Annotated in this window: 19 protein-coding genes and 1 riboswitch; of the genes, 13 read left to right on the top strand and 6 right to left on the bottom strand. The window is 65.4% G+C overall.

What is annotated here, in order from left to right:
* Positions 1–24: 24 nt before the first annotated feature.
* Positions 25–735, bottom strand: a complete 711-nt coding sequence (locus CH274_RS00790; protein WP_045200320.1) for a response regulator transcription factor — start codon at positions 733–735, stop codon at positions 25–27.
* A 135-nt stretch (positions 736–870) separates the two neighbouring features.
* On the opposite strand from CH274_RS00790, the gene CH274_RS00785 reads away from it, so the two are divergent.
* From CH274_RS00785 to CH274_RS00750, 8 genes are all read left to right on the top strand, one after another.
* A complete protein-coding gene (locus CH274_RS00785) occupies positions 871–1,821 on the top strand; it encodes a permease (protein WP_256981029.1) in 951 nt (316 codons plus the stop codon).
* Entirely contained in the window at positions 1,818–2,555 is a 738-nt protein-coding gene (locus CH274_RS00780) for a TIGR03943 family putative permease subunit (protein ID WP_094656528.1), read from the top strand. Before CH274_RS00785 ends, CH274_RS00780 begins: the two co-directional genes overlap by 4 nt.
* Positions 2,556–2,591: 36 nt before the next feature.
* A riboswitch (guanidine-III (ykkC-III) riboswitch) is annotated at positions 2,592–2,654 on the top strand.
* Between the two features lie 12 nt (positions 2,655–2,666).
* Positions 2,667–2,981 (top strand): DMT family transporter, encoded by a 315-nt coding sequence (locus CH274_RS00775; protein ID WP_032395964.1) that lies wholly within the window; start codon positions 2,667–2,669, stop codon positions 2,979–2,981.
* 32 nt (positions 2,982–3,013) lie between these two features.
* Positions 3,014–3,817, top strand: coding sequence for a hypothetical protein (locus CH274_RS00770; protein ID WP_037194493.1), 804 nt, complete (start codon positions 3,014–3,016; stop codon positions 3,815–3,817).
* 196 nt (positions 3,818–4,013) lie between these two features.
* Positions 4,014–5,150 (top strand): multiple monosaccharide ABC transporter substrate-binding protein, encoded by a 1,137-nt coding sequence (chvE, locus tag CH274_RS00765; RefSeq protein WP_032395966.1) that lies wholly within the window; start codon positions 4,014–4,016, stop codon positions 5,148–5,150.
* 8 nt (positions 5,151–5,158) lie between these two features.
* Positions 5,159–6,697, top strand: a complete 1,539-nt coding sequence (mmsA, locus tag CH274_RS00760; protein ID WP_094645844.1) for a multiple monosaccharide ABC transporter ATP-binding protein — start codon at positions 5,159–5,161, stop codon at positions 6,695–6,697.
* On the top strand, positions 6,694–8,025 hold the full coding sequence (gene mmsB / locus CH274_RS00755) for a multiple monosaccharide ABC transporter permease (RefSeq protein WP_094656527.1): 1,332 nt from the start codon (positions 6,694–6,696) through the stop codon (positions 8,023–8,025). The genes mmsA and mmsB overlap by 4 nt, the downstream gene beginning before the upstream one ends.
* Positions 8,026–8,100: 75 nt before the next feature.
* Positions 8,101–9,111: a LacI family DNA-binding transcriptional regulator gene (locus CH274_RS00750; RefSeq protein ID WP_094656526.1), complete on the top strand. Its 1,011-nt coding sequence runs from the start codon at positions 8,101–8,103 to the stop codon at positions 9,109–9,111.
* A 49-nt stretch (positions 9,112–9,160) separates the two neighbouring features.
* On the opposite strand, the gene CH274_RS00745 is transcribed toward CH274_RS00750, so the two are convergent.
* Entirely contained in the window at positions 9,161–10,732 is a 1,572-nt protein-coding gene (locus tag CH274_RS00745) for a PucR family transcriptional regulator (protein WP_094656525.1), read from the bottom strand.
* Positions 10,733–10,831: 99 nt separating this feature from the next.
* On the opposite strand from CH274_RS00745, the gene pruA reads away from it, so the two are divergent.
* From pruA to CH274_RS00730, 3 genes are all read left to right on the top strand, one after another.
* Positions 10,832–12,481: an L-glutamate gamma-semialdehyde dehydrogenase gene (pruA, locus tag CH274_RS00740; RefSeq protein WP_094656524.1), complete on the top strand. Its 1,650-nt coding sequence runs from the start codon at positions 10,832–10,834 to the stop codon at positions 12,479–12,481.
* A complete protein-coding gene (locus tag CH274_RS00735; RefSeq protein WP_094656523.1) occupies positions 12,478–13,422 on the top strand; it encodes a proline dehydrogenase family protein in 945 nt (314 codons plus the stop codon). Before pruA ends, CH274_RS00735 begins: the two co-directional genes overlap by 4 nt.
* A gap of 246 nt (positions 13,423–13,668) precedes the next feature.
* Complete coding sequence (locus CH274_RS00730; RefSeq protein ID WP_045196749.1) at positions 13,669–13,857, top strand: hypothetical protein; 189 nt, start codon at positions 13,669–13,671, stop codon at positions 13,855–13,857.
* 166 nt (positions 13,858–14,023) lie between these two features.
* On the opposite strand, the gene CH274_RS00725 is transcribed toward CH274_RS00730, so the two are convergent.
* Complete coding sequence (locus CH274_RS00725) at positions 14,024–14,362, bottom strand: STAS domain-containing protein (protein WP_230596842.1); 339 nt, start codon at positions 14,360–14,362, stop codon at positions 14,024–14,026.
* 279 nt (positions 14,363–14,641) lie between these two features.
* Positions 14,642–15,121: a MarR family winged helix-turn-helix transcriptional regulator gene (locus CH274_RS00720; protein WP_094656522.1), complete on the bottom strand. Its 480-nt coding sequence runs from the start codon at positions 15,119–15,121 to the stop codon at positions 14,642–14,644.
* 208 nt (positions 15,122–15,329) lie between these two features.
* Between CH274_RS00720 and CH274_RS00715 the strand changes: the two genes are divergently transcribed.
* Positions 15,330–17,333, top strand: coding sequence for an MMPL family transporter (locus CH274_RS00715; RefSeq protein WP_094656549.1), 2,004 nt, complete (start codon positions 15,330–15,332; stop codon positions 17,331–17,333).
* Positions 17,333–17,962, top strand: coding sequence for a lipocalin family protein (locus CH274_RS00710; RefSeq protein ID WP_094656521.1), 630 nt, complete (start codon positions 17,333–17,335; stop codon positions 17,960–17,962). Before CH274_RS00715 ends, CH274_RS00710 begins: the two co-directional genes overlap by 1 nt.
* 70 nt (positions 17,963–18,032) lie before the next feature.
* On the opposite strand, the gene CH274_RS00705 is transcribed toward CH274_RS00710, so the two are convergent.
* Both CH274_RS00705 and CH274_RS00700 read right to left on the bottom strand, forming a co-directional pair.
* A complete protein-coding gene (locus tag CH274_RS00705; protein WP_094656548.1) occupies positions 18,033–18,617 on the bottom strand; it encodes an FKBP-type peptidyl-prolyl cis-trans isomerase in 585 nt (194 codons plus the stop codon).
* A 59-nt stretch (positions 18,618–18,676) separates the two neighbouring features.
* Complete coding sequence (locus CH274_RS00700) at positions 18,677–19,531, bottom strand: SDR family oxidoreductase (RefSeq protein ID WP_045196757.1); 855 nt, start codon at positions 19,529–19,531, stop codon at positions 18,677–18,679.
* Positions 19,532–19,617 lie beyond the last annotated feature (86 nt).

The raw sequence follows: 19,617 nt of genomic DNA, 5'->3' as shown, positions 1-19,617 counted from the left end.
TTCGAATCCGACCTCGAATGCCGGTCACCGTGGCTGGCGCATGACGTAGCCGACGCCCCGCAACGTGTGGATCAATCGGGTGTCGCCCGTATCGACCTTGCGGCGCAGATAGGACACGTACGACTCCACCACTCCCACTTCTCCGCCGAAGTCGTAGTGCCACACGTGATCGAGAATTCGCGGCTTGCTCAGTACCGTTCCCGCGTTCACCATGAAGTACCGCAGCAGTGTGAATTCGGTGGGCGAGAGCGAGACCGGCTCGCCCGCCTTCCAGACCTCGTGGGTGTCGTCGTCGAGTTCGATGTCCGCGAACGCAACTCGGGAGGGCTGCGCGTCCTCACTCTTGCCCGAACGGCGCAGGATCACCCGGAGTCGGGCCACCACCTCCTCGAGCGAGAACGGCTTGGTCACGTAGTCGTCCGCACCGAGGGTCAGCCCGGTCACCTTGTCCTCCACGGAGTCTCGTGCGGTCAGGAACAGTGCGGGCGCATCGATTCCGTCCGCCCGCAGCCGACGCAGCAGACCGAAGCCGTCCATGCCGGGCATCATCACGTCGAGAATGAGAGCCTCGGGCCTGAAGTTGCGGGCCTTGTCCAATGCCTCGGGGCCGGACGACGCCGTCGCCACCTCGAATCCCTGGTACCTGAGGCTGACCGACAGCAGTTCGACGATCGTCGGTTCGTCGTCGACGATCAGGACTCGGGCCTCGGGTGTCTCGCTCACGGTGTCCATCATCGCGCGAGATGCTGCCCGTTCGCTGGACTCTCGCTGTGAGGTTGCTGTGAGCCCCCGACGAGGAGGCATGATGGCAGCACCATGGTCGACGCGAACCCGGGCACCCGCACCAGGGTTCGGCCTCTCGTGTCATCCATGCACGTATTCGCAACTCTGCTCGTGTTGGGCATCGCGTTCGGTGCCGACGTGGCCCGGTGGGTCGACTCGTCCCCTGCACTGCGGACCGGAGCGACGGTGTTCACCGGGATCTTCGTGCAGGCGACGCCGTTCCTGGTGCTCGGAGTGCTCGTCAGCGGAGGCATCGCCGCGTTCGTCTCGCCCGCGGTGCTGCAGAAGGTGGTGCCGAAGAACGCCACCGCTGCCGTCGGAGTGAGCGGACTGGCGGGAATGGCGTTGCCCGGTTGCGAGTGCGGTGCCGTTCCCGTTTCGCGCCGGCTGATGGATCAGGGTGTTCCGACGTCTGCAGCCCTGGCGTTTCTGCTCTCGGCACCGGCGATCAACCCCGTCGTCCTGGTCTCCACCGCGGTGGCCTTTCCCGGCGAGCCGGCGATGGTTCTCGCGCGGTTCTTCGGCTCGCTCGCCACCGCTCTGGTGATGGGCCGGCTGTGGACAAGGTTCGGCAAGGCCGAGTGGATCACCGCTCGCCTCGCCGATCGCGAACACCGGCACGGCACCTCGAAGTGGGAGACGTTCCGTGAGTCCGCGCGTGCGGACCTGCTGCAGGCCGGAGCCTTTCTCGTGTTCGGAGCAGCGGCCGCCGCGTTGCTCCATCTGGTGGTCCCCGACTGGGTGTTCGCCCATCTCGCCGGCCAGTTGTTGCTGTCGATCCTGGTGATGGCCGTCCTCGCGGTGGTCCTGGCGCTGTGCTCGGAGGCCGACGCGTTCGTCGCGGCGAGCATGTCGATGCTGCCGCTGCTGCCGCGGCTGGTCTTCCTGGTGGTGGGACCAGCTGTCGACGTGAAGCTGATGGCGATGCAGGCGGGCAGCTTCGGACGCGGCTTCGTGGCTCGCTTCGCTCCCCTGACCTTCGTCGTGGCGATCGTGTGCGCCTCGGTGAGCGGCTACGTGTTCCTGGGTGTGCGATGAGACGCGAGGTACAGAATCTGCTGCTGCTGTTCCTCGGCGGAGCCACGGTCAAGATCTCGGTGGACGGAAGCTTTGTGCGATACGTCAAACCGTCACTGCATCCGTATCTGCTGACCGCCGGGGTGTTGATCGCCGCCCTGGCGATCGCGTCGATCGTCGCCGACATCCGCCGCGGTGGGCCCGGAGACGACGGACACGACCATGATTCGCGACCGTACTGGCTGCTCCTGGTCCCGCTCGCGGTCATCCTGTTCGTCGCACCGCCCGCGCTGGGAGTCTCGGCAGTGGGTGACCGATCCGTCACCTCGGCGGCCGATCGTCAGAGGACGGCGTTTCCACCCCTGCCGGACGAGTACGCGCCCGAGGTTCCGCTGCTCGATGTCGTACAACGCGCGGTCAGGGACACCGAAGGCAGCCTGGACGGACGGGAGATTCGCGTCACCGGATTCGCCGTCGCCACCGCGAACGGAGGCTCGCCGCGCGCCGACGGCACGAGAGAGGGCCTCGACCTCGCCCGCATTCTCATCATCTGTTGCGCGGCCGACGCCAGGTCCGTTCGCATCCATCTCGACGCAGGTAGCGCGGCTCTCGACGACATTCCGGACGGCACCTGGCTGGAGATCTCGGGGACGGTCGACGCGGCGACCGCGACCGAGGACACGTCGTTCACACCCACGATGACGGTGTCGGCGGTCGCGCGGATCGAGGCACCGGCGAACACGTACGCCTACTGACGCCATGGCCACCGTGCACACGAATTGGTACGATCGTACAAGTCACTTCCGACAATCGGACGAGCGCACCGTACCCGAACAGCGACAAGACGGTGCAAGGAGTGATTTCTCATGGCTTGGCTGATTCTCGTCGTCTCCGGCGTCCTCGAAGCGATCTGGGCAACCGCACTCGGTAAGTCCGAGGGCTTCACCAAACTCGGACCGTCCGTCGTCTTCGGCGTCGCGGTGGTGCTCAGCATGATCGGCCTCGCGATCGCGATGCGATCGTTGCCCACCGGCACCGCCTACGCCGTCTGGGTGGGAATCGGTGCCACCCTCACCGTCACGTACGCCATGATCACCGGTGCAGAATCCGCCTCGCTGCTCAAGGTTGCGCTTCTGGTCGGCATCGTCGGATGCGTCGTCGGACTGAAGGTTCTTCACTGATTTTCCGGGCTACGAGCAGTTACAGTAAAACGATGAACTGGGTGTCAGCGATCACACTGCCCGCGCGCGCCGGAATTGCCATCGCCGAACAGGCGATCGGCGTCGCGGAGGTCGCTCTGGCGACCACCAGGATGGCCTTGGCCACCGGTGCGTCGGGCACCGCAGGTGTCGCCTCGCTCGCCAACCCGCGCGGCGGCACGATGCAACTGCTGGCCCAGCTCGGCCAGCTCACCTCCGACGACCGCGCCCTGGGCAACGCCCTCAAGGAAGGCGGGCCACTCGATCGCCTGCTCGCCCAGGGTGGCGTCGTGGACCGCCTCACCTCCGAGGACGGCACCCTCGAGCGGCTGCTGTCCCCTGGCGGCCCGGTCGAGCGAATCCTGGCTCCCGGCGGACCCCTGGACCGGCTGCTCGCCGAAGACGGACCGCTCGAACGACTGCTCGCCGAGGGCGGTCTGCTGGACCGCATCACCGCCACCAACGGACCACTGGAACGACTGACGGCCAAGGACGGTCCGCTCGAGGTGCTCACGCGTCAGGACGGCCTCATCGAACGCGCCATCGCCGAGGAGGGCATCCTCGAAACGCTCCTCGCCGAGGACGGAGCCATCGAGCGTCTGACCGCCAAAGGTGGCCCGCTCGATCAGTTGGTCAAGCTCTCGGAGACGTTGACGTCGGTGGCCCCCAACATCGAGCGGATGAGCATCTCGATCGACATCCTGCAGGATTCCGTCGAGATCCTCTCGGCCGCGGTCCATCCGCTGGGAGAGCTGGTCGGGCGACTTCCGAGTCGGTGGCTCAAGAGCGGTAAGCAGTCGGTGCACGAACTGCACTGACCCGTCCGATGGGTACGTTCCTGGCTTTTTCGAGTCGGCCGATGTTAGCGCTCACACTGGTCACGTGGGTGCGCAAAAGAAATCTTTGACAATGCCGATGTTATCGCTCACACTTTCGTCTTGATGTGATGCGAACCACACGGGACACCCCGGCGGACCCCGCTTCACGGTCTACTCCACTACGCAGGGAGAAACGATGAAGTTTCGACACCTATCCATCGCCGCAGCCGCGGTGGCGCTCACCCTCACGCTCGGCGCGTGTGGATCGAGCACCAAGACCGCGGACCAGGCTCCGGCCGAAGGCGGAAGCACCGCGGGCGCCCTGATCGGCGTCACGATGCCGACGAAGTCCTCGGCTCGATGGATCGCCGACGGCGACAACCTCAAGAGCGCGCTGGAGGGGCAGGGCTACAAGGTCGATCTGCAGTACGCCGAGAACGACATTCCCACCCAGGTGAACCAGATCGAGAACCAGATCACCCAGGGCGCAAAGCTTCTCATCGTGGCCTCAGTGGACGGCACCGCCATCACCACCCAGCTGCAGGAAGCCAAGGACAACGGCATCGGCGTCATCGCCTACGACCGCCTCATCCGTAACTCGCCCAACGTCGACTACTACGCGACGTTCGACAACTACAAGGTCGGCGTCGACCAGGCCACGTCGCTTCTCGTCGGTCTCGGCCTGAAGAACGAGGACGGCACCGACAAGGCCGATGCCCCGGCCGGCCCGTTGAACATCGAGGTCTTCGCCGGTTCGCCCGACGACAACAACGCCACCTTCTTCTTCGACGGTGCCATGGACACCCTGAAGCCGTACCTGGACAAGGGAACTCTGAAGATCGGCAGCGGCGAGTCCGATTTCGAGACGGCTGCGACACTGCGCTGGGATCCGGCCACCGCCCAGAAGCGCATGGAGGATCTGCTCACCAAAACGTATTCCTCCGGCCAGAAGGTGCAGGGCGTGCTCTCGCCGTACGACGGCTTGTCCATCGGCATCCTCTCCGCACTCAAGAGCAACGGATACGGAACAGCAGGGCAGCCGTACCCGATCGTCACCGGACAGGACGCCGAGGTGCCGTCCGTGAAGTCCATCATCGCCGGTGAGCAGTACTCCACGATCTACAAGGACACCCGTCAGCTGGCCGAGGTCACGATCGCGATGGCTCAGGCCATGCTCGACGGTCAGACGCCCGAGACCAACAACACCACCGATTACGACAACGGCGACAAGGTCGTTCCCGCGTACCTGCTGCAGCCGGAGATCGTCTACAAGGACAACTACGAGAAGCTGCTGGTCGAGGGTGGCTACTACACCGAGGATCAGTTGAAGTGAGTTCGGCGATGACGAGCCCGATCCTGGAGATGCGTGGCATCACCAAGACCTTTCCCGGCGTCAAGGCTCTACAGGACGTCACTCTCTCGGTGAATCGCGGCGAAATCCACGCGATCTGCGGCGAGAACGGCGCAGGCAAGTCGACGCTCATGAAGGTGTTGTCGGGTGTGTACCCACACGACACCTTCGACGGCGACATCGTGTTCGACGGTAAGCCGTGCGAGTTCTCCGACATCCGGGGCAGCGAGGCCGAGGGCATCGTCATCATCCATCAGGAACTCGCACTGAGTCCGTACCTCTCGATCGCCGAGAACATCTTTCTCGGCAACGAGCGGTCCAAGCGCGGGTTCATCGACTGGAACCGCACCAATTCCGAGGCCGCAGCCCTACTGAACCGGGTAGGGCTGCGGGAGAACCCCGTCAGCGTCGTCAGCGACCTCGGTGTCGGCAAGCAGCAGCTCGTCGAGATCGCCAAGGCGTTGTCCAAGGACGTGACGCTGCTGATTCTCGACGAACCGACTGCGGCACTGAATGATTCGGATTCCGCTCACCTCCTCGACCTGCTACGCGGTCTGCGGGACGAGGGCATCACGTGCGTGATCATCTCGCACAAGCTCAACGAGATCGCGGCCATCGCGGACCGGACGACGATCATCCGTGACGGCCGGACCATCAAGACCCTGGATATGCGAGACCCGGACGTCACCGAGGATCGCATCATCTCGCTCATGGTCGGCCGCGATCTCGAGCACCGGTTTCCGCCGCACGAATCGACCGTGGGCGAGGAAGTTCTGCGTATCGAGGACTGGACCGTGCACAGTCCGACGCAACACGGCCGGACCGTTGTCGACAAGGCGAATCTCAGTCTGCGCCGCGGGGAGATCGTCGGTCTTGCCGGCTTGATGGGTGCCGGACGCACCGAGTTGGCCATGAGTGTCTTCGGCCGAAGCTACGGCATCGACATCTCGGGGCGACTGTACAAGTACGGCAAGGAAATTCACGTCAAGTCGGTCAACGATGCCATCCATCACGGGATCGCCTACGCCACCGAGGACCGAAAGCGGTATGGCCTCAATCTGATCGACGACATCAAGCGCAACATCTCCACCGCCGCCCTGGACAAGCTGGTGACGGGCGGCTTCGTCGACGACAACCAGGAGTTCAAGGTCGCCGAGGGTTTCCGCAAGAGCATGAACATCAAGGCACCGAACGTCGCCGCCGTGGTCGGCAAACTCTCCGGCGGCAATCAGCAGAAGGTCGTGTTGAGCAAATGGATCTTCAGCGATCCCGATGTGCTCATTCTCGACGAACCGACACGAGGAATCGACGTCGGCGCGAAGTTCGAAATCTATTCGATCATCAACGATCTCGCCGACGCCGGGAAGGCGGTCCTGGTGATCTCCTCCGAGCTCCCCGAACTGCTCGGGCTGTGCGACCGGATCTACGCACTGTCGGCAGGCCGTATCACCGGTGAGGTCACTCGCGAGGACGCGACCCAGGAATCGCTCATGCATCTCATGACCCGTGGAACAGGAGTACTTCGATGAATCAGTTGTCGACCGTGCGGGGGTTGCTCACGCGCAACCTTCGCCAGAGCGGAATCTTCATCGCCTTCGCGCTGATCATCGTGCTGTTCACCGTGTTGACGGGCGGTCAGCTTCTGGTGCCGCAGAACATCAGCAACATGGTGGTGCAGAACTCGTACATCCTCATCCTGGCCATCGGCATGGTCGTGATCATCATCGCGGGCCACATCGACCTGTCCGTCGGCTCGGTCGTCGCGGCCACCGGTGCCATCGCCGGTGTCCTCATGGTTCAACAGAACGTGCCGTGGCCACTGGCGGTGCTCATCACGTTGATCGTCGGCGGCCTGATCGGTGCCTGGCAGGGCTATTGGGTCGCGTACTTCGGCATACCGGCGTTCATCGTGACGCTGGCAGGCATGCTCGTCTTCCGCGCAGTCACTCTCATCGTTCTCGGCAACCAGGGCATCGGGCCGTTCCCCGGACCGGTACGCACACTGTCCAACGGCTTCCTGCCCGGCTTCCTCGGCAACGTGGGACTCGGACCACTGGGTGGGGCCGACATCTTCACGTTGCTCGTCGCCATTGTGGCCGTCGTCGGAATCGTGTTCAGCCAGTGGCGATCTCGCACGGGTCGGCAGAAGTACGGCCAGACCGTGGACGCACTGCCGCTGTTCCTGATCAAGATGGCCTTCGCTGCCGCTCTCGTACTCGCCATCGCGGTGCAGCTGGCGCGGTTCAAGAACCTGCCGTACGTACTGATCCTGCTCGCCGTGCTGGTGATGGGCTACTCCACCCTCGCGGGCAAGACGGTGTTCGGTCGGCACGTGTACGCGATCGGCGGCAACATCCACGCTGCCTCGCTGTCCGGAATCAAGGTCAAGCCGGTCACCTTCTGGATCTTCGTCAACATGGGCGTGCTCTCGGCTCTGGCCGGAATCATCTTCGCCGGTCGACTCAATCAGGCCGGACCCACCGCGGGCAACGGCTTCGAGCTCGACGCCATCGCGGCGGCCTTCATCGGCGGCGCGGCAGTGCAGGGCGGCGTCGGCCGCATCGTCGGCGCACTCACCGGTGGGCTGATCATCGCCGTGATCAACAGTGGAATGTCGCTCATCGGCTCGCCCAGTGAGCGCGTTCAGCTGGTCAAGGGCCTGGTCCTGCTCGCGGCGGTTGCGTTCGACATCTGGACCAAGCGTCGAGCAGCGAGCGGCAAGGGCAACAAGGGCGACAAAGCCGCGCCCCCGAGCAGCTATCTCGGTGTGCCCGTGCCCGCCGAGATGTTCACCGGTGCCGAGCAGGGCAAGCCTGCGCCCACCACGACCGGCACGGCGGTGAACACACCCACCTGACGTGTATGTTCGCGGGCGCCGAGGGACCCGGCATGCTGTGATTGTCTTCGACGACGCGAGAGGAGCTGCACGACGATGACGCCGACACGCGGACCAGCCATGACCGATGTCGCCCGGCTCGCAGGTGTGTCCCACCAGACCGTCTCCCGCGTCATCAACGGTCATCCCAACGTGACCGAGGCGACGCGAACGAAAGTGGATCGGGCGATCTCGGAGCTCGGATACCGCCCCAACACCGCCGCTCGTGCTCTGGTGACCGGCCGCAGCAAGACCATCGGAATCGTCGGCACCGGAAACGCTCTGTACGGCCCGGTCTCGACCCTTTACAGCGTCGAGTACGCAGCACGCCACGCCGGCTACTCGGTGGTGGTCGCCGTCCCCACCTCCTTCGACGAGTCGGCGATCATCACCTGCGTGCGCCGGTTGCAGAAGCAGGGCGTCGACGGCGTGGTCGTCATCGCGCCACTGCGCACCGACGGCGGCGACATCGCCGATCTGGCCGGGGAGCTGCCGCTGGTGGCCGTCGAGGGTTCGCCCGCCGGCGATCTGGCCGTGGTCTCGGTCGATCAGATCGCCGGAGCCAAGGCCGCAACCGCGCACCTGCTCTCGCTCGGGCACCGCGCCGTGTGGCACGTTGCCGGGCCGCTGGGTTGGTACGAGGCCACCGATCGCGTCACCGGGTGGCGGATGGCCCACGAGGATGCCGGCGTGGAGCCACCGCCCACTCTCGGCGGCGACTGGACCGCGAGATCGGGGTTCGAGGCCGGCAGCGAACTGGCCGGGAACGCCGACGTCACCGCGGTGTTCGCAGGCAACGACTCCATGGCGCTCGGGGTGCTTCGCGCACTGGCTGTCCACGGCAGGCGAGTGCCACAGGACGTCAGTGTGGTCGGCTTCGACGACGTTCCCGACGCGGAATTCTTCTCGCCGCCCCTGACCACCATCCGCCAGGAGTTCACCGACGTCGGCATCCGGAGCGTCGAGATTCTGCTCGACCAGATCGACACCGGAAATCGAAGCACCATGCGTTCGAGCATCGAACCGAGCCTGGTGATCAGGTCGAGCACCGGTGCCGCACGTGCATGAAAATTCGTAGCCTGCTACGAATTTCCTCTCACGTGCGGCGAAGCCGCTCTCACATGCGCAGCTGCAGTTCCACCAACAGGCGAGCATCGGAATCGCCGAGATCGAGGTCCAGGATCTGCTCGACGCGGCGAATGCGGTAGCGCAGGGTGTTCGGGTGGATGTGCAGTCGCTCGGCGGCCGCCCGAACGTCACCGAAACACGCCAGGTACGACTCGAGGCTCTCGCGCATTCTGGAGTCGTTGGTCGCGTCGTATCGGTCGAGGGCGGTGATGCGCGGGTCTCGTAGCTGTTCGTGATTGGCGATCAGTTCCAGGATTTCGCCCAGCAGCACGGAGGTTCTCGACTCCTCGAGCGTCGTGACCCGCACCTCGCCGGTGGTGCCGTCGAGCACTCGGTCGACCTCGAATCTGGCCACGGCCACCCCGTCGAGATCGGCGATCGGTGCGGCGACCGCAGCGCGCAACGCCAGCGAGGTGCGCGTCTCGATTCGCCCGACGGCATCGGCGGTCCACGCCGCGATCCCCGTGCCCGACGCCACCCCGGGAAACAGTGCGTAGATTCTCTCACCGATGGTGGTGACCAACGAGTCACGGCGAAAAGCGCTGGCGTGCAATCGGATAGACGGTGCCAGGGTGCTGATCTCGAATTCCCCGCAGGCAGCGAATCCGACGACCGCCGCCGATCCCGAGGTGGGGATCGACAGTGCCGACGCGAGCGACGGGACGTCGACACCGCCGCCCCGTGCACCGAGCAGGCGCTGAATCTGCAGGGCCTCGTTGGTCGGGGCGTTCGCGATGCGGGTGATCAGTCGAGCCGCGACGGCCGAGGCACCGCGCAGTACGGCGTCGGCGTCGGCGGCGAGCGGGGCGGCACCCTCCTGCACCCAGATCGTCCCCAGAGTCGTCGCGCTCCCGTGGATGCGACGTATCCCGACCGCGAGGCGTCGCCGAATTCCCAGTTCGGTATCGGCCGGTACGTCGATCACGTCGTCGGTGCGGCGGAGTCGATCGAACACACCTCGCTCGTGCAGTCTGCGCAGGTAGTCGGCCGGACCTTCGCGTCCGAGGATCGACAGGGTCCGCAGTTCGTCGGCCGCGTCGTCGGATGCCGAGTAGGCCAACACATGTGAGCGCTCGTCCTCGATGCTCACCATGCCCTTCGTCAGCGACGCCACCGTCTGCGCGAGTTCGTAGAGATCGGTATCGGCTCCGAACAGTCCGTCGTCGGAGCTCTGGGCACGGACCTGGTCGAGAACTCCCCGCATCATCGACAGCAACAGCTCCCACCGTGTCTGCTGGTGCACCGCGACCAGTGCGATACCTGCCTCCCGCGCACCGTGGGACAGCGCAGTCGAGGCGGCGACCTTGGTCAGCACCGCGAGCGGTCGATCCGCCACCGGGCGCAACGCGAGATCGTCGAACCACCGCACCACGTCGGCCTCGGTCACGCCCACCAGCAGCGTCAGATCGGAGGATGCTCCCGGAGGCAGCCGCAGGTCGTCGGCATCGAGCAGCGCGACGGACTCGACCTCCATATCCGTTCCTGCCGGCGCCAGGACGAGTTCGACGACAGCGCTGTGCAGCGAGGTCAGCATCGAACGCAGCGACACAGTGTTGGCCATGCGGACAAGTAGATCACCGATTCTTTGGCCGGTGGGCTGATTGAACGAGGTGCGGATCGGACTTCAATGAGCAGCACACACCGAAGACGAGGAGCAGCCATGGACGCCGTCACATCCGTCCCCACCCCCATCAACGAGCCGGTCAACACCTACGCCCCCGGAAGCCCGGAACGGGCCCGCTTGCGCAGCCGATTGGACGAGCTCCGGAGTTCCCCCGTCGAGATCCGTCAGGTCATCGGCGGCATTCACCGAGAGGCCGACGGCCCGGTCGAGAACGTCGTCGAACCGCACAGACACTCGTCGGTCATCGGTAGCTTCACCGGTGCCACCCACGGGGACGTGCGCGACGCCATCGATGCTGCGACGGCAGCGGCCCCCGCGTGGCGCGAGCTTCCCTTCGACGAGCGCGCCGCGGTGTTCCTGCGAGCCGCCGATCTGCTGTCCGGTCCGTGGCGCGAAAGAATCGCTGCGGCAACGATGCTCGGTCAGTCCAAGTCGGCCTACCAGGCGGAGATCGACGCACCCTGCGAGCTGATCGACTTCTGGCGGTTCAACGTCGCGTTCGCCCGACAGATTCTCGCCGAGCAGCCGGTCTCGGCACCGGGAGTGTGGAATCGCGTCGAATACCGTCCGCTCGAGGGCTTCGTCTACGCCATCACCCCGTTCAACTTCACCGCCATCGCAGGCAATCTGCCCACCGCACCTGCGCTGATGGGCAACACCGTGCTGTGGAAGCCCTCGCCCACGCAGGCCGTCGCCGCATATCTGACGCTCCAGTTGCTCGAAGCCGCAGGCCTTCCGCCGGGGGTGATCAATCTGGTTCTCGGTGACGGACCGATGGTCTCCGACGTGGCCCTTGCCGATCCACGGCTGGCCGGTATCCATTTCACCGGGTCCACCGCGACATTCCAGACGCTGTGGCGCGAGGTGGGCAACAACATCTCGAACTACCACTCGTATCCACGGCTCGTGGGTGAGACCGGCGGCAAGGACTTCGTCGTCGCGCACAGCTCCGCCGATCCGGATGTGCTGACCACCGCCATGATTCGCGGTGCCTTCGACTTCCAGGGTCAGAAGTGCTCGGCAGCGTCGAGGGCCTTCGTACCGAAGTCGCTGTGGGCTTCGATGGGCGACGGGTTCATCGAGCAGGTCTCGGCACTGAAGTACGGCGACGTGACCGACCTGTCCAACTACGGCGGTGCCGTCATCGACCGAAAGGCGTTCGACCGCAACGCAGCTGCTCTCGATCGAGCGAAGTCCGTTCCCGGCCTGACCATCGCCGCCGGTGGTACCTGCGACGACTCGGAGGGGTACTTCGTCTCCCCCACGGTGCTTCTCGGGGACGACCCCACCGACGAGGCCTTCACCACCGAGTACTTCGGGCCGATCCTGGCCGTGCACGTCTACGACGACAGCAGGCCGGACGCCTATGCCGAGACACTGCGCACCGTCGACACCGGATCGAAGTACGCGTTGACCGGAGCGGTCATCGCCACCGATCGCACCGCCGTCGAACAGGCCCATGCGGCACTGCGATTCGCCGCAGGCAACTTCTACGTCAACGACAAACCGACCGGCGCGGTGGTGGGACAGCAACCGTTCGGCGGGGCCCGCGCGTCGGGAACCAACGACAAGGCGGGTTCACCGCAGAACCTGCTGCGGTGGACCTCGGCCCGCACCGTGAAGGAAACGTTCGTTCCGCCGACCACTCACGGCTACCCGCATCAGGAAGGCGAGGGCACGCGATGACCACTCTGCTGAGCAATCCGCTGCGTCCGGCCCTGCTCGCGGCTGCACGTTCACCCAAACTGCAGGCGACCGTGACACGTCTACGCGCCACCCGGTCCCTCGTCGACCGCTTCGTTGCGGGCGAATCCGAGCCCGCGGCCGTCAGCGCAGTCGACGCCCTGCTGGCGTCGGGCCGGTTCGTCTCGGTGGACTACCTCGGTGAGGACACCACCGACCGAGGCCAGGCGAAGGCAACCGTGGACGCCTATCTCTCACTTGTACAACGCTTTTCGACGCGAGAAGCCGATGCAACCGCGCTCGAGATATCACTCAAGCTGTCCGCACTCGGCCAGGGAATCGACCGGACTCTGGCGCTCGAGAACGCACGGACGATCTGTACGGCCGCCGCCGCGGCCGGGGTGTGGGTGACAGTCGATGCCGAGGACCACACCACCACCGATTCGACCCTGTCGATCGTCCGCGAACTACGCGTCGACTTCCCCGACCTGGGCACGGTTTTGCAGGCCTACCTGCGGCGCACCGAGGGGGACTGCCGCGACCTGTCCGGGCCGAGATCTCGTATCCGACTGTGCAAAGGTGCGTACAACGAACCGTCGTCGGTGGCGTTCCAGGGTGCACGCGAGGTCTCCGACTCCTACCTCCGATGCCTGCAGATCCTGATGTACGGCCGCGGCTACCCCATGGTGGCCTCGCACGACCCGGAGATGATCGAGGCGGCGGACAGGCTGGCGTCGGCTGCAGGACGATCGTCCGAGGAGTTCGAGTTCCAGATGCTGTACGGAATCCGCGATCCCGAACAGCGTCGACTCGTGGACGCGGGACGCAAAGTACGCGTGTACGTCCCGTACGGATCGCAGTGGTACGGCTACTTCATGCGCAGGCTTGCCGAACGCCCCGCGAACCTGATGTTCTTCGCGCGATCGGTCCTCTCGCGTACCTGAGGGTGCACCGAAGAACTCACTCACCGAACCACCCGGTCGCCGCACCACCCGGTCGCCGCACCACCCGGTCGCCGCACCCCGGTCGCCGCAAACGCGCGCGCGTTTGTCATCCGCGCGCAGAATCTCATCGTTTCGGAGGCGATTCTGCGCGCATTCGACGAATGCGCGCGCGTGTGCGGATCCCAGGAGTCGGCCGCGGCGTCCCGACGTGGATTAGGTTCTGCGACATCGGGGCACCCTGGCTGCATGGCAAATTACAGAGTTATCGATCCGCACGGAACCGTCGTCGAGACCAAGGACATCGCCAGTTCTGAGGACGCGCACGCCTGGTTCAAGGACAGCCGCGCCGACAACGAGGAGTTGGGGTGGCGGCTCGAGGTCGAGCACGACGGCGAGTGGGCGTTCTTCAGTGACTCCGAAGGAACCAAAGACTAGTTCGCCTGTGCTGCAACAGTTTCGGACGATCCCGAACTTCGGTCACACCGTCGACCGGGATCGTCCGATCTGTCGATCGGGTGGTGCGATCGGGGGCCGAACGAACAGTGGGCAGCCCCTGAATCGGAGCTGCCCACCTCTTGTCGCGGCGATGATCGCCGGAGTACTACCGGTCGTTCGAGGGACGAGCCGTCGGAATCGTGGACTCGAGGTCGGCGACCTGGATCAGACGTGAGACCGAGCGTCCTGCGACGATCGACCATGATGCGCCGATGCCTACCGTGTACTCACGGACTGCATCGAAGACTGTGAGACCTGCGATGCCGAAGAATTCGACATCGGACAGATCGAGAGTGACATGCCTTTTGCTGGACATGCGGCTGCAGACGAAATCGGAGAACATCGGCGCGCTGCGCATGTCGATGTCGCCGTGGACGGCGACGACGAGTGAACCGTCGGGGCCGTCGTGCGCGGTGAAGATTGCTCCGGTCGCTGCGACGGACACGGACTTCTCCGCGACAGTCACCGGGGTGGTTCGAACTTTGTTGCCTGAAGATTCAACACTCATGGCAGATCCCATCGATCGGTCGAACTGAGGGGGAAACCGATCGATGCAGCGGGAGCAGAATAGAGCCTGACCCGGACGCCGACTTCGCTGCGTTTCCCCGTGACCGGCTGTTAGCTCAACCAGCGCCAACCCTACGGCACTCGCACGCTCGGAGTCCAGCATCGATTCTGCGCAGGCCGTCCACCAGCGGTTCGAACATCGGACCAGGAACATTCGCTACGACCGGCGGCTGTCTCCCAGGTCGGCGTGGTGTTCTCGCATGGCTCCGATGAGCGCTTCGAACACCCGATGCGCGGCGGCGAGATCGGCGTCGGGAAGGTCCGCCAACGCGGCGCTCGTGCGCCTGCCGAGGGGGCCGAAGAACCCGCTTGCAACCTCCATTCCGTGCTCGTCGTATCGCAGAATGACCTTGCGTCGATCGGATGCGTCGGATTCGCGGCGGATGTGCCCGGAGGTGATCATGCGTTCGACGAGGTAGGTCATCGCCGCCGACGACAGCCCCAGCATCGTGCCCAGTTCCCCCGCCGTCAGCGGCGCACCCTCGACGTCGGCAACCATGACGTGGAGCAACGCGCGAAAGTCGTTGGGCCGCAGGCTGTGCAGAGCACCGAACACTTGGCCGATCTGTTCCGAGACCGACGACAGCGCTCGGAGATCCGCGGAGATCGCGGATTCGAGCTGGTTTCGGTCGGCCATGTCGGTGGTAACTCCTTTGCTGTGGTCATGGTCAGACTACTGCCCACAAGAGATTCAGTTGCTTAATATCTAAGTAAATGAGATTGTTTGTCACGTGGACAGCACTCGAACCGAGAACACCGCAGCCTGGGACCGCGTCGCCGCAGTCGTGACGCACCGTGGATCGTGGGCGATCGCGCTCGCCGTCCTCGTTCTCTCCATCGCCGTCATGGGTCTGGTCGGCAGCAACGACTCCGCCGGCAAGTCACCGAACTCGTTGCCGACGTCGGCCGAGTCCTACCAGGTGGACGAGCTCCTCTCCCAGTTCCCCGACTCCGACACCGCACCCGTCATTCTGGTTCTGAGCCGCACCGACGGCGGTGACCTCACCCCGGCCGACATCGAGGACGCAGCTGCCGCGCAGAGCCGGTTGATCGCCGTGGATCGCTCGGTACCGGACGAGCCCGGCCCGCCCCCGATCGTCGCACCCGACGGCAGAGCTGCGATTGCGCTGGTTCAGGTCGATTCCGAGTTGTCGGGCTTCACCCTCAACGAACTGATCACCGAACTGCGGTCCGCAGCAACCGAGGGCCTGTCGCCCGATCTGACCGCTCAGGTCACCGGCGGACCGGCCTTCGGAGCCGACATCGCGAACTCGTTCTCCGGTGCCAACTTCACCCTTCTCGCCGTTACCGCGCTCGTGGTGGCCGTCCTGCTCATCGTCACCTACCGATCGCCCATCCTGTGGTTGGTGCCGTTGGCCGTCATCGGTTTCGCAGACCGATTCGCCACTACCGTCGGCACCGCGCTGGCCGAGGTCACCGGCCTGTCCTTCGACGGGTCCACGTCGGGCATCACCAGCGTGCTGGTCTTCGGTGCCGGCACCAACTACGCGCTGCTGTTGATCTCTCGGTACCGCGAGGAACTGCGGCGCGAGCCCGATCATCGTCTCGCCCTGCGCCACGCCGTTCGCCAGGCCGGGCCCGCCATCCTCGCCAGCAACGCCACCGTCGTCCTGGCGCTGCTGACCTTGCTCCTGGCAATATTGCCCAGCACCCGCAGCCTGGGTGCCCTGGCCGCCGCTGGCCTCGTCGTGGCAGCGGTGTTCGTGCTGTTCGTACTGCCGCCCCTGCTGGCACTGTGTGGCCCGAAGCTGTTCTGGCCCTTCGTCCCCAAGGAGTCCGACCGTGACACCACCACGGAGGGCGTCTGGCACTCGATCGCGGCAGGTGTTGCCCGACGCCCCGTGGCGACGGCCTCGGTGACCATCGTCGCGCTGCTGGCCTGCTGCGCGGCCTTGTTCGGAACGCAGATCGGACTCTCGCAGACCGAGCAGTTCCGTGTCACCGCCGAGTCCGTCGAAGGCTTCGACACTCTCTCGCAACACTTTCCGGCCGGATCCGCCGATCCGATGACGGTCCTGGCTCCCACCGCAGACATCGACGCAGTCATCGGCACCGCCAAGGGCATCGACGGTGTCGTGTCGGTCGATCGCGTCGCGGATTCCGACACCGGACTCACCCGCCTCTCGGTCGTCACCGATGCGGCCCCCGCGTCGGACGAGTCGTTCGCCGTGGTCGAGAACCTTCGCTCGGCACTCGGCAACGTCGACGGAGCCCGAGTGGGCGGCAGCGACGCCAAGGCGCTCGACACATCCGACGCAGCGGCCCGCGACCGCCTCGTGGTGATCCCCGCGATCCTCGCGGTTGTGCTCGCCGTGCTCCTGGTACTGCTGCGTGCCCTCGTCGCACCCGTGATCCTGGTTGCCACAACGGTATTGAGTGCGGTAGCAGCGATCGGGATCGGCAGCTGGGTGAGCCTGCACGTCTTCGGCTTCCCCGCCCTCGACGACAACACCCCGCTGTTCGCGTTCCTGTTCCTGGTCGCGCTCGGTGTGGACTACACCATCTTCCTGGTCACTCGCACCCGCGAGGAGACGCCTCGGCACGGCACCGGATCGGCCATCGTGCGCGCCGTCTCGGCCACCGGCGGTGTCATCACGAGCGCGGGAATCGTTCTGGCAGCAGTCTTCTGCGTGCTCGGCGTCCTGCCCCTGATCACCCTGACCCAACTCGGCATCATCGTCGGACTCGGCATTCTGCTCGATACCTTCGTGGTGCGCACCGTTGTGATTCCCGCCCTGTTCACCCTCATCGGCCCGAAAATCTGGTGGCCGAACAGAATCGATTCCAGCGAGACCGTAACCACAACCGCAACACAAGGAGCGAATTGATGAACATCCGTACCGCACTCGGACGCACCGCAATTGCCGGAGTATTGGCCGCAGGCGCACTGCTGACCGCGGCCCCGGCTCAGGCGCAGCCGGTCGGTCCACTGGGATCGGTCGGCCTGGAGCCGCTGGCTCCGATCCCGTCACTCGATGTCGAGCGCTACCTGGGCACCTGGAACCAGGTTGCCGCGGTGCCACAGCCGTTCAACCTGATCTGCGCTCGTGACACCCAGGCGAACTACCAGATGATCGACGAAACCAACATTCGCGTCGAGAACACCTGCACCACCTGGACCGGCGGCGAGAACCGCATCGTCGGAAACGCCAGGGTCAACGACACCGTCACCAATGCCCAACTGCACGTGAGCTTCCCGGGGGTGCCCACCCAGGAGAGCCTCGACGGTCCGACCAACTACATCGTCGCCTACATCGCCGACGACTACTCGTGGGCGTTCGTCGGAAGCCCCTACCGCACGTCCGGATTCGTGCTCAAGCGCACGCCCGACGTCAGCGTCGAGCAGTTCCGCGAGATCCGCGGCGTCGTCGAATCGCTGGGTTACGACTCGAACTTCATCACCACGACACCCACCCCGGGTGGCGCGACGACCATTCAGCAGCTCTCGACGGTGTAAGTGCGGCGGAGCCGCAGTGGTGCGGTTGTGTGCCGTGGAGGGCGCACAACCGCACCACTGCCGGAGGCACTCAGCTCGCGGACAGGATCGAGATCGCGAAGATCAAGCTGTCTCCCGGCTCGATTCCGGCTGCCGGATTGCCGGTCGCGTATCCATCGGCCGAGGTGACCGCCACGGCGACGGTCGAGCCGACGGTCTGTCCGGCGATGGCCTTCTGGAAGCCGGCGACGACTCCGTCCAGTGGAAATTCGATCGGTGCACCCCGCTCGAAGCTGCTGTCGAACGTCTCTCCGGTACGTCCGTTGACGCCCACGTAGCAGACCGACACCTCGGCGTCGGACGCGATGACCGGCCCGTCCCCCGCTGTCAACGTTTCGACCTGGGTCTCGGCGACGCTGAACGGGGTTTCGACGGTGACCGCGGGCGCGGCGGTGTCGGTGGATCCGACGACGGCGATGCTGCCCGAGTCCCCATCGAGGGTCCAGTCGGGGGTGGCCGCGGCGTCGGGTGCCGCTGTGGGGCAGGTGCTCGCGGCGGCCGGGGCACCGGCGGCGGACGAAGCCGAGGACGTGGACGTCGCCGAGGACGAGGCGTCGGAGTCCGAGCTGCACGCACCCGTCAGCAGGACGAGCGAGACGGAGGCGGCCAGGAACATGGTGCGGGTGTAGGAGTGATTCACCGCGCCCACGCTACAAGTACCGCCCCCGATGCCCGTCACACTGCGGCGCGGAGTACTTCTGCGGCCGGAGTGGATGCTCGACCGATCAGGGCCTGCAGGTCGCCGGAGTCGGTGTCGAGCTCGCCGCGCGCGATTCCCGCATCTGCGCTGGCCAACATGGTTGCCACGAAGTCGGGCAGTCCTGCGCCCTGGAGAATCGCGGCGTACTCGGACTCGGAAACGTCCTTGTAGGCGATCGACTTGCCGGAGATTTCGCCGATGACGGCCGCGAGCTCGGCGTAGGTGAGGCGTTCGTCGCCACCGAGCTCGTAGATCTTTCCGCCCTGATCGTCGAGCGTCAGCACAGCGGCGGCCGCGTGCGCGAAGTCGACGCGGGACGCGGCGGCCAGCTTGCCGTTTCCTGCCGCGCCGAGGAGCACTCCGCCCTCGATGGTCTGCGCGAGCGAGCCGAGGTAGTTCTCCCAGTACCAGCCGTTGCGCAGGAACACCGCGGGAACGCTGGACGCGGCGAGGCGTTCCTCGGTGGCCTTGTGCTCGGGCGCGAGGCTCACTCCGGATGTATCGGCGGCCAGCAGGCTCGTGTAGGCGATGAGGCCGACTCCGGCTGTCTCGGCTGCCTCGATCACGTTGGTGTGCTGTGCAATTCGCTGACCTACCTCCGAACCCGAGACGAGCAGCAGCTTGTCGACGCCTGCGAGAGCTGCCGTCATCGCGGCCGAATCGGAGTAGTCGGCAACCCGAACCACGACGCCTCGTTCGGCCAGTGGCGAGGCCTTGTCTGCGTTTCGGACCACCGCCACGATCTCGGCGGGTGCAACGCCACGCTCGATGAGTGCGTCGACGACGAGGCCGCCGAGGTTGCCCGTTGCTCCGGTTACCGCTGTGGTCATGATCGAGCTCCTGAGGTTGAGGTTTCAAGTACTCACCCACTATGCACTTACTTTTCGTGCAGTGCAACCACCATGGTCATCACTAT

Origin of the sequence: Rhodococcus sp. 06-418-5, assembly GCF_002258285.1 — a bacterium.
Lineage (GTDB): Bacteria > Actinomycetota > Actinomycetes > Mycobacteriales > Mycobacteriaceae > Rhodococcoides.
The sequence above is the reverse complement of the archived record's forward strand: the minus strand, read 5'-3'. Positions and strand labels throughout refer to the sequence as shown.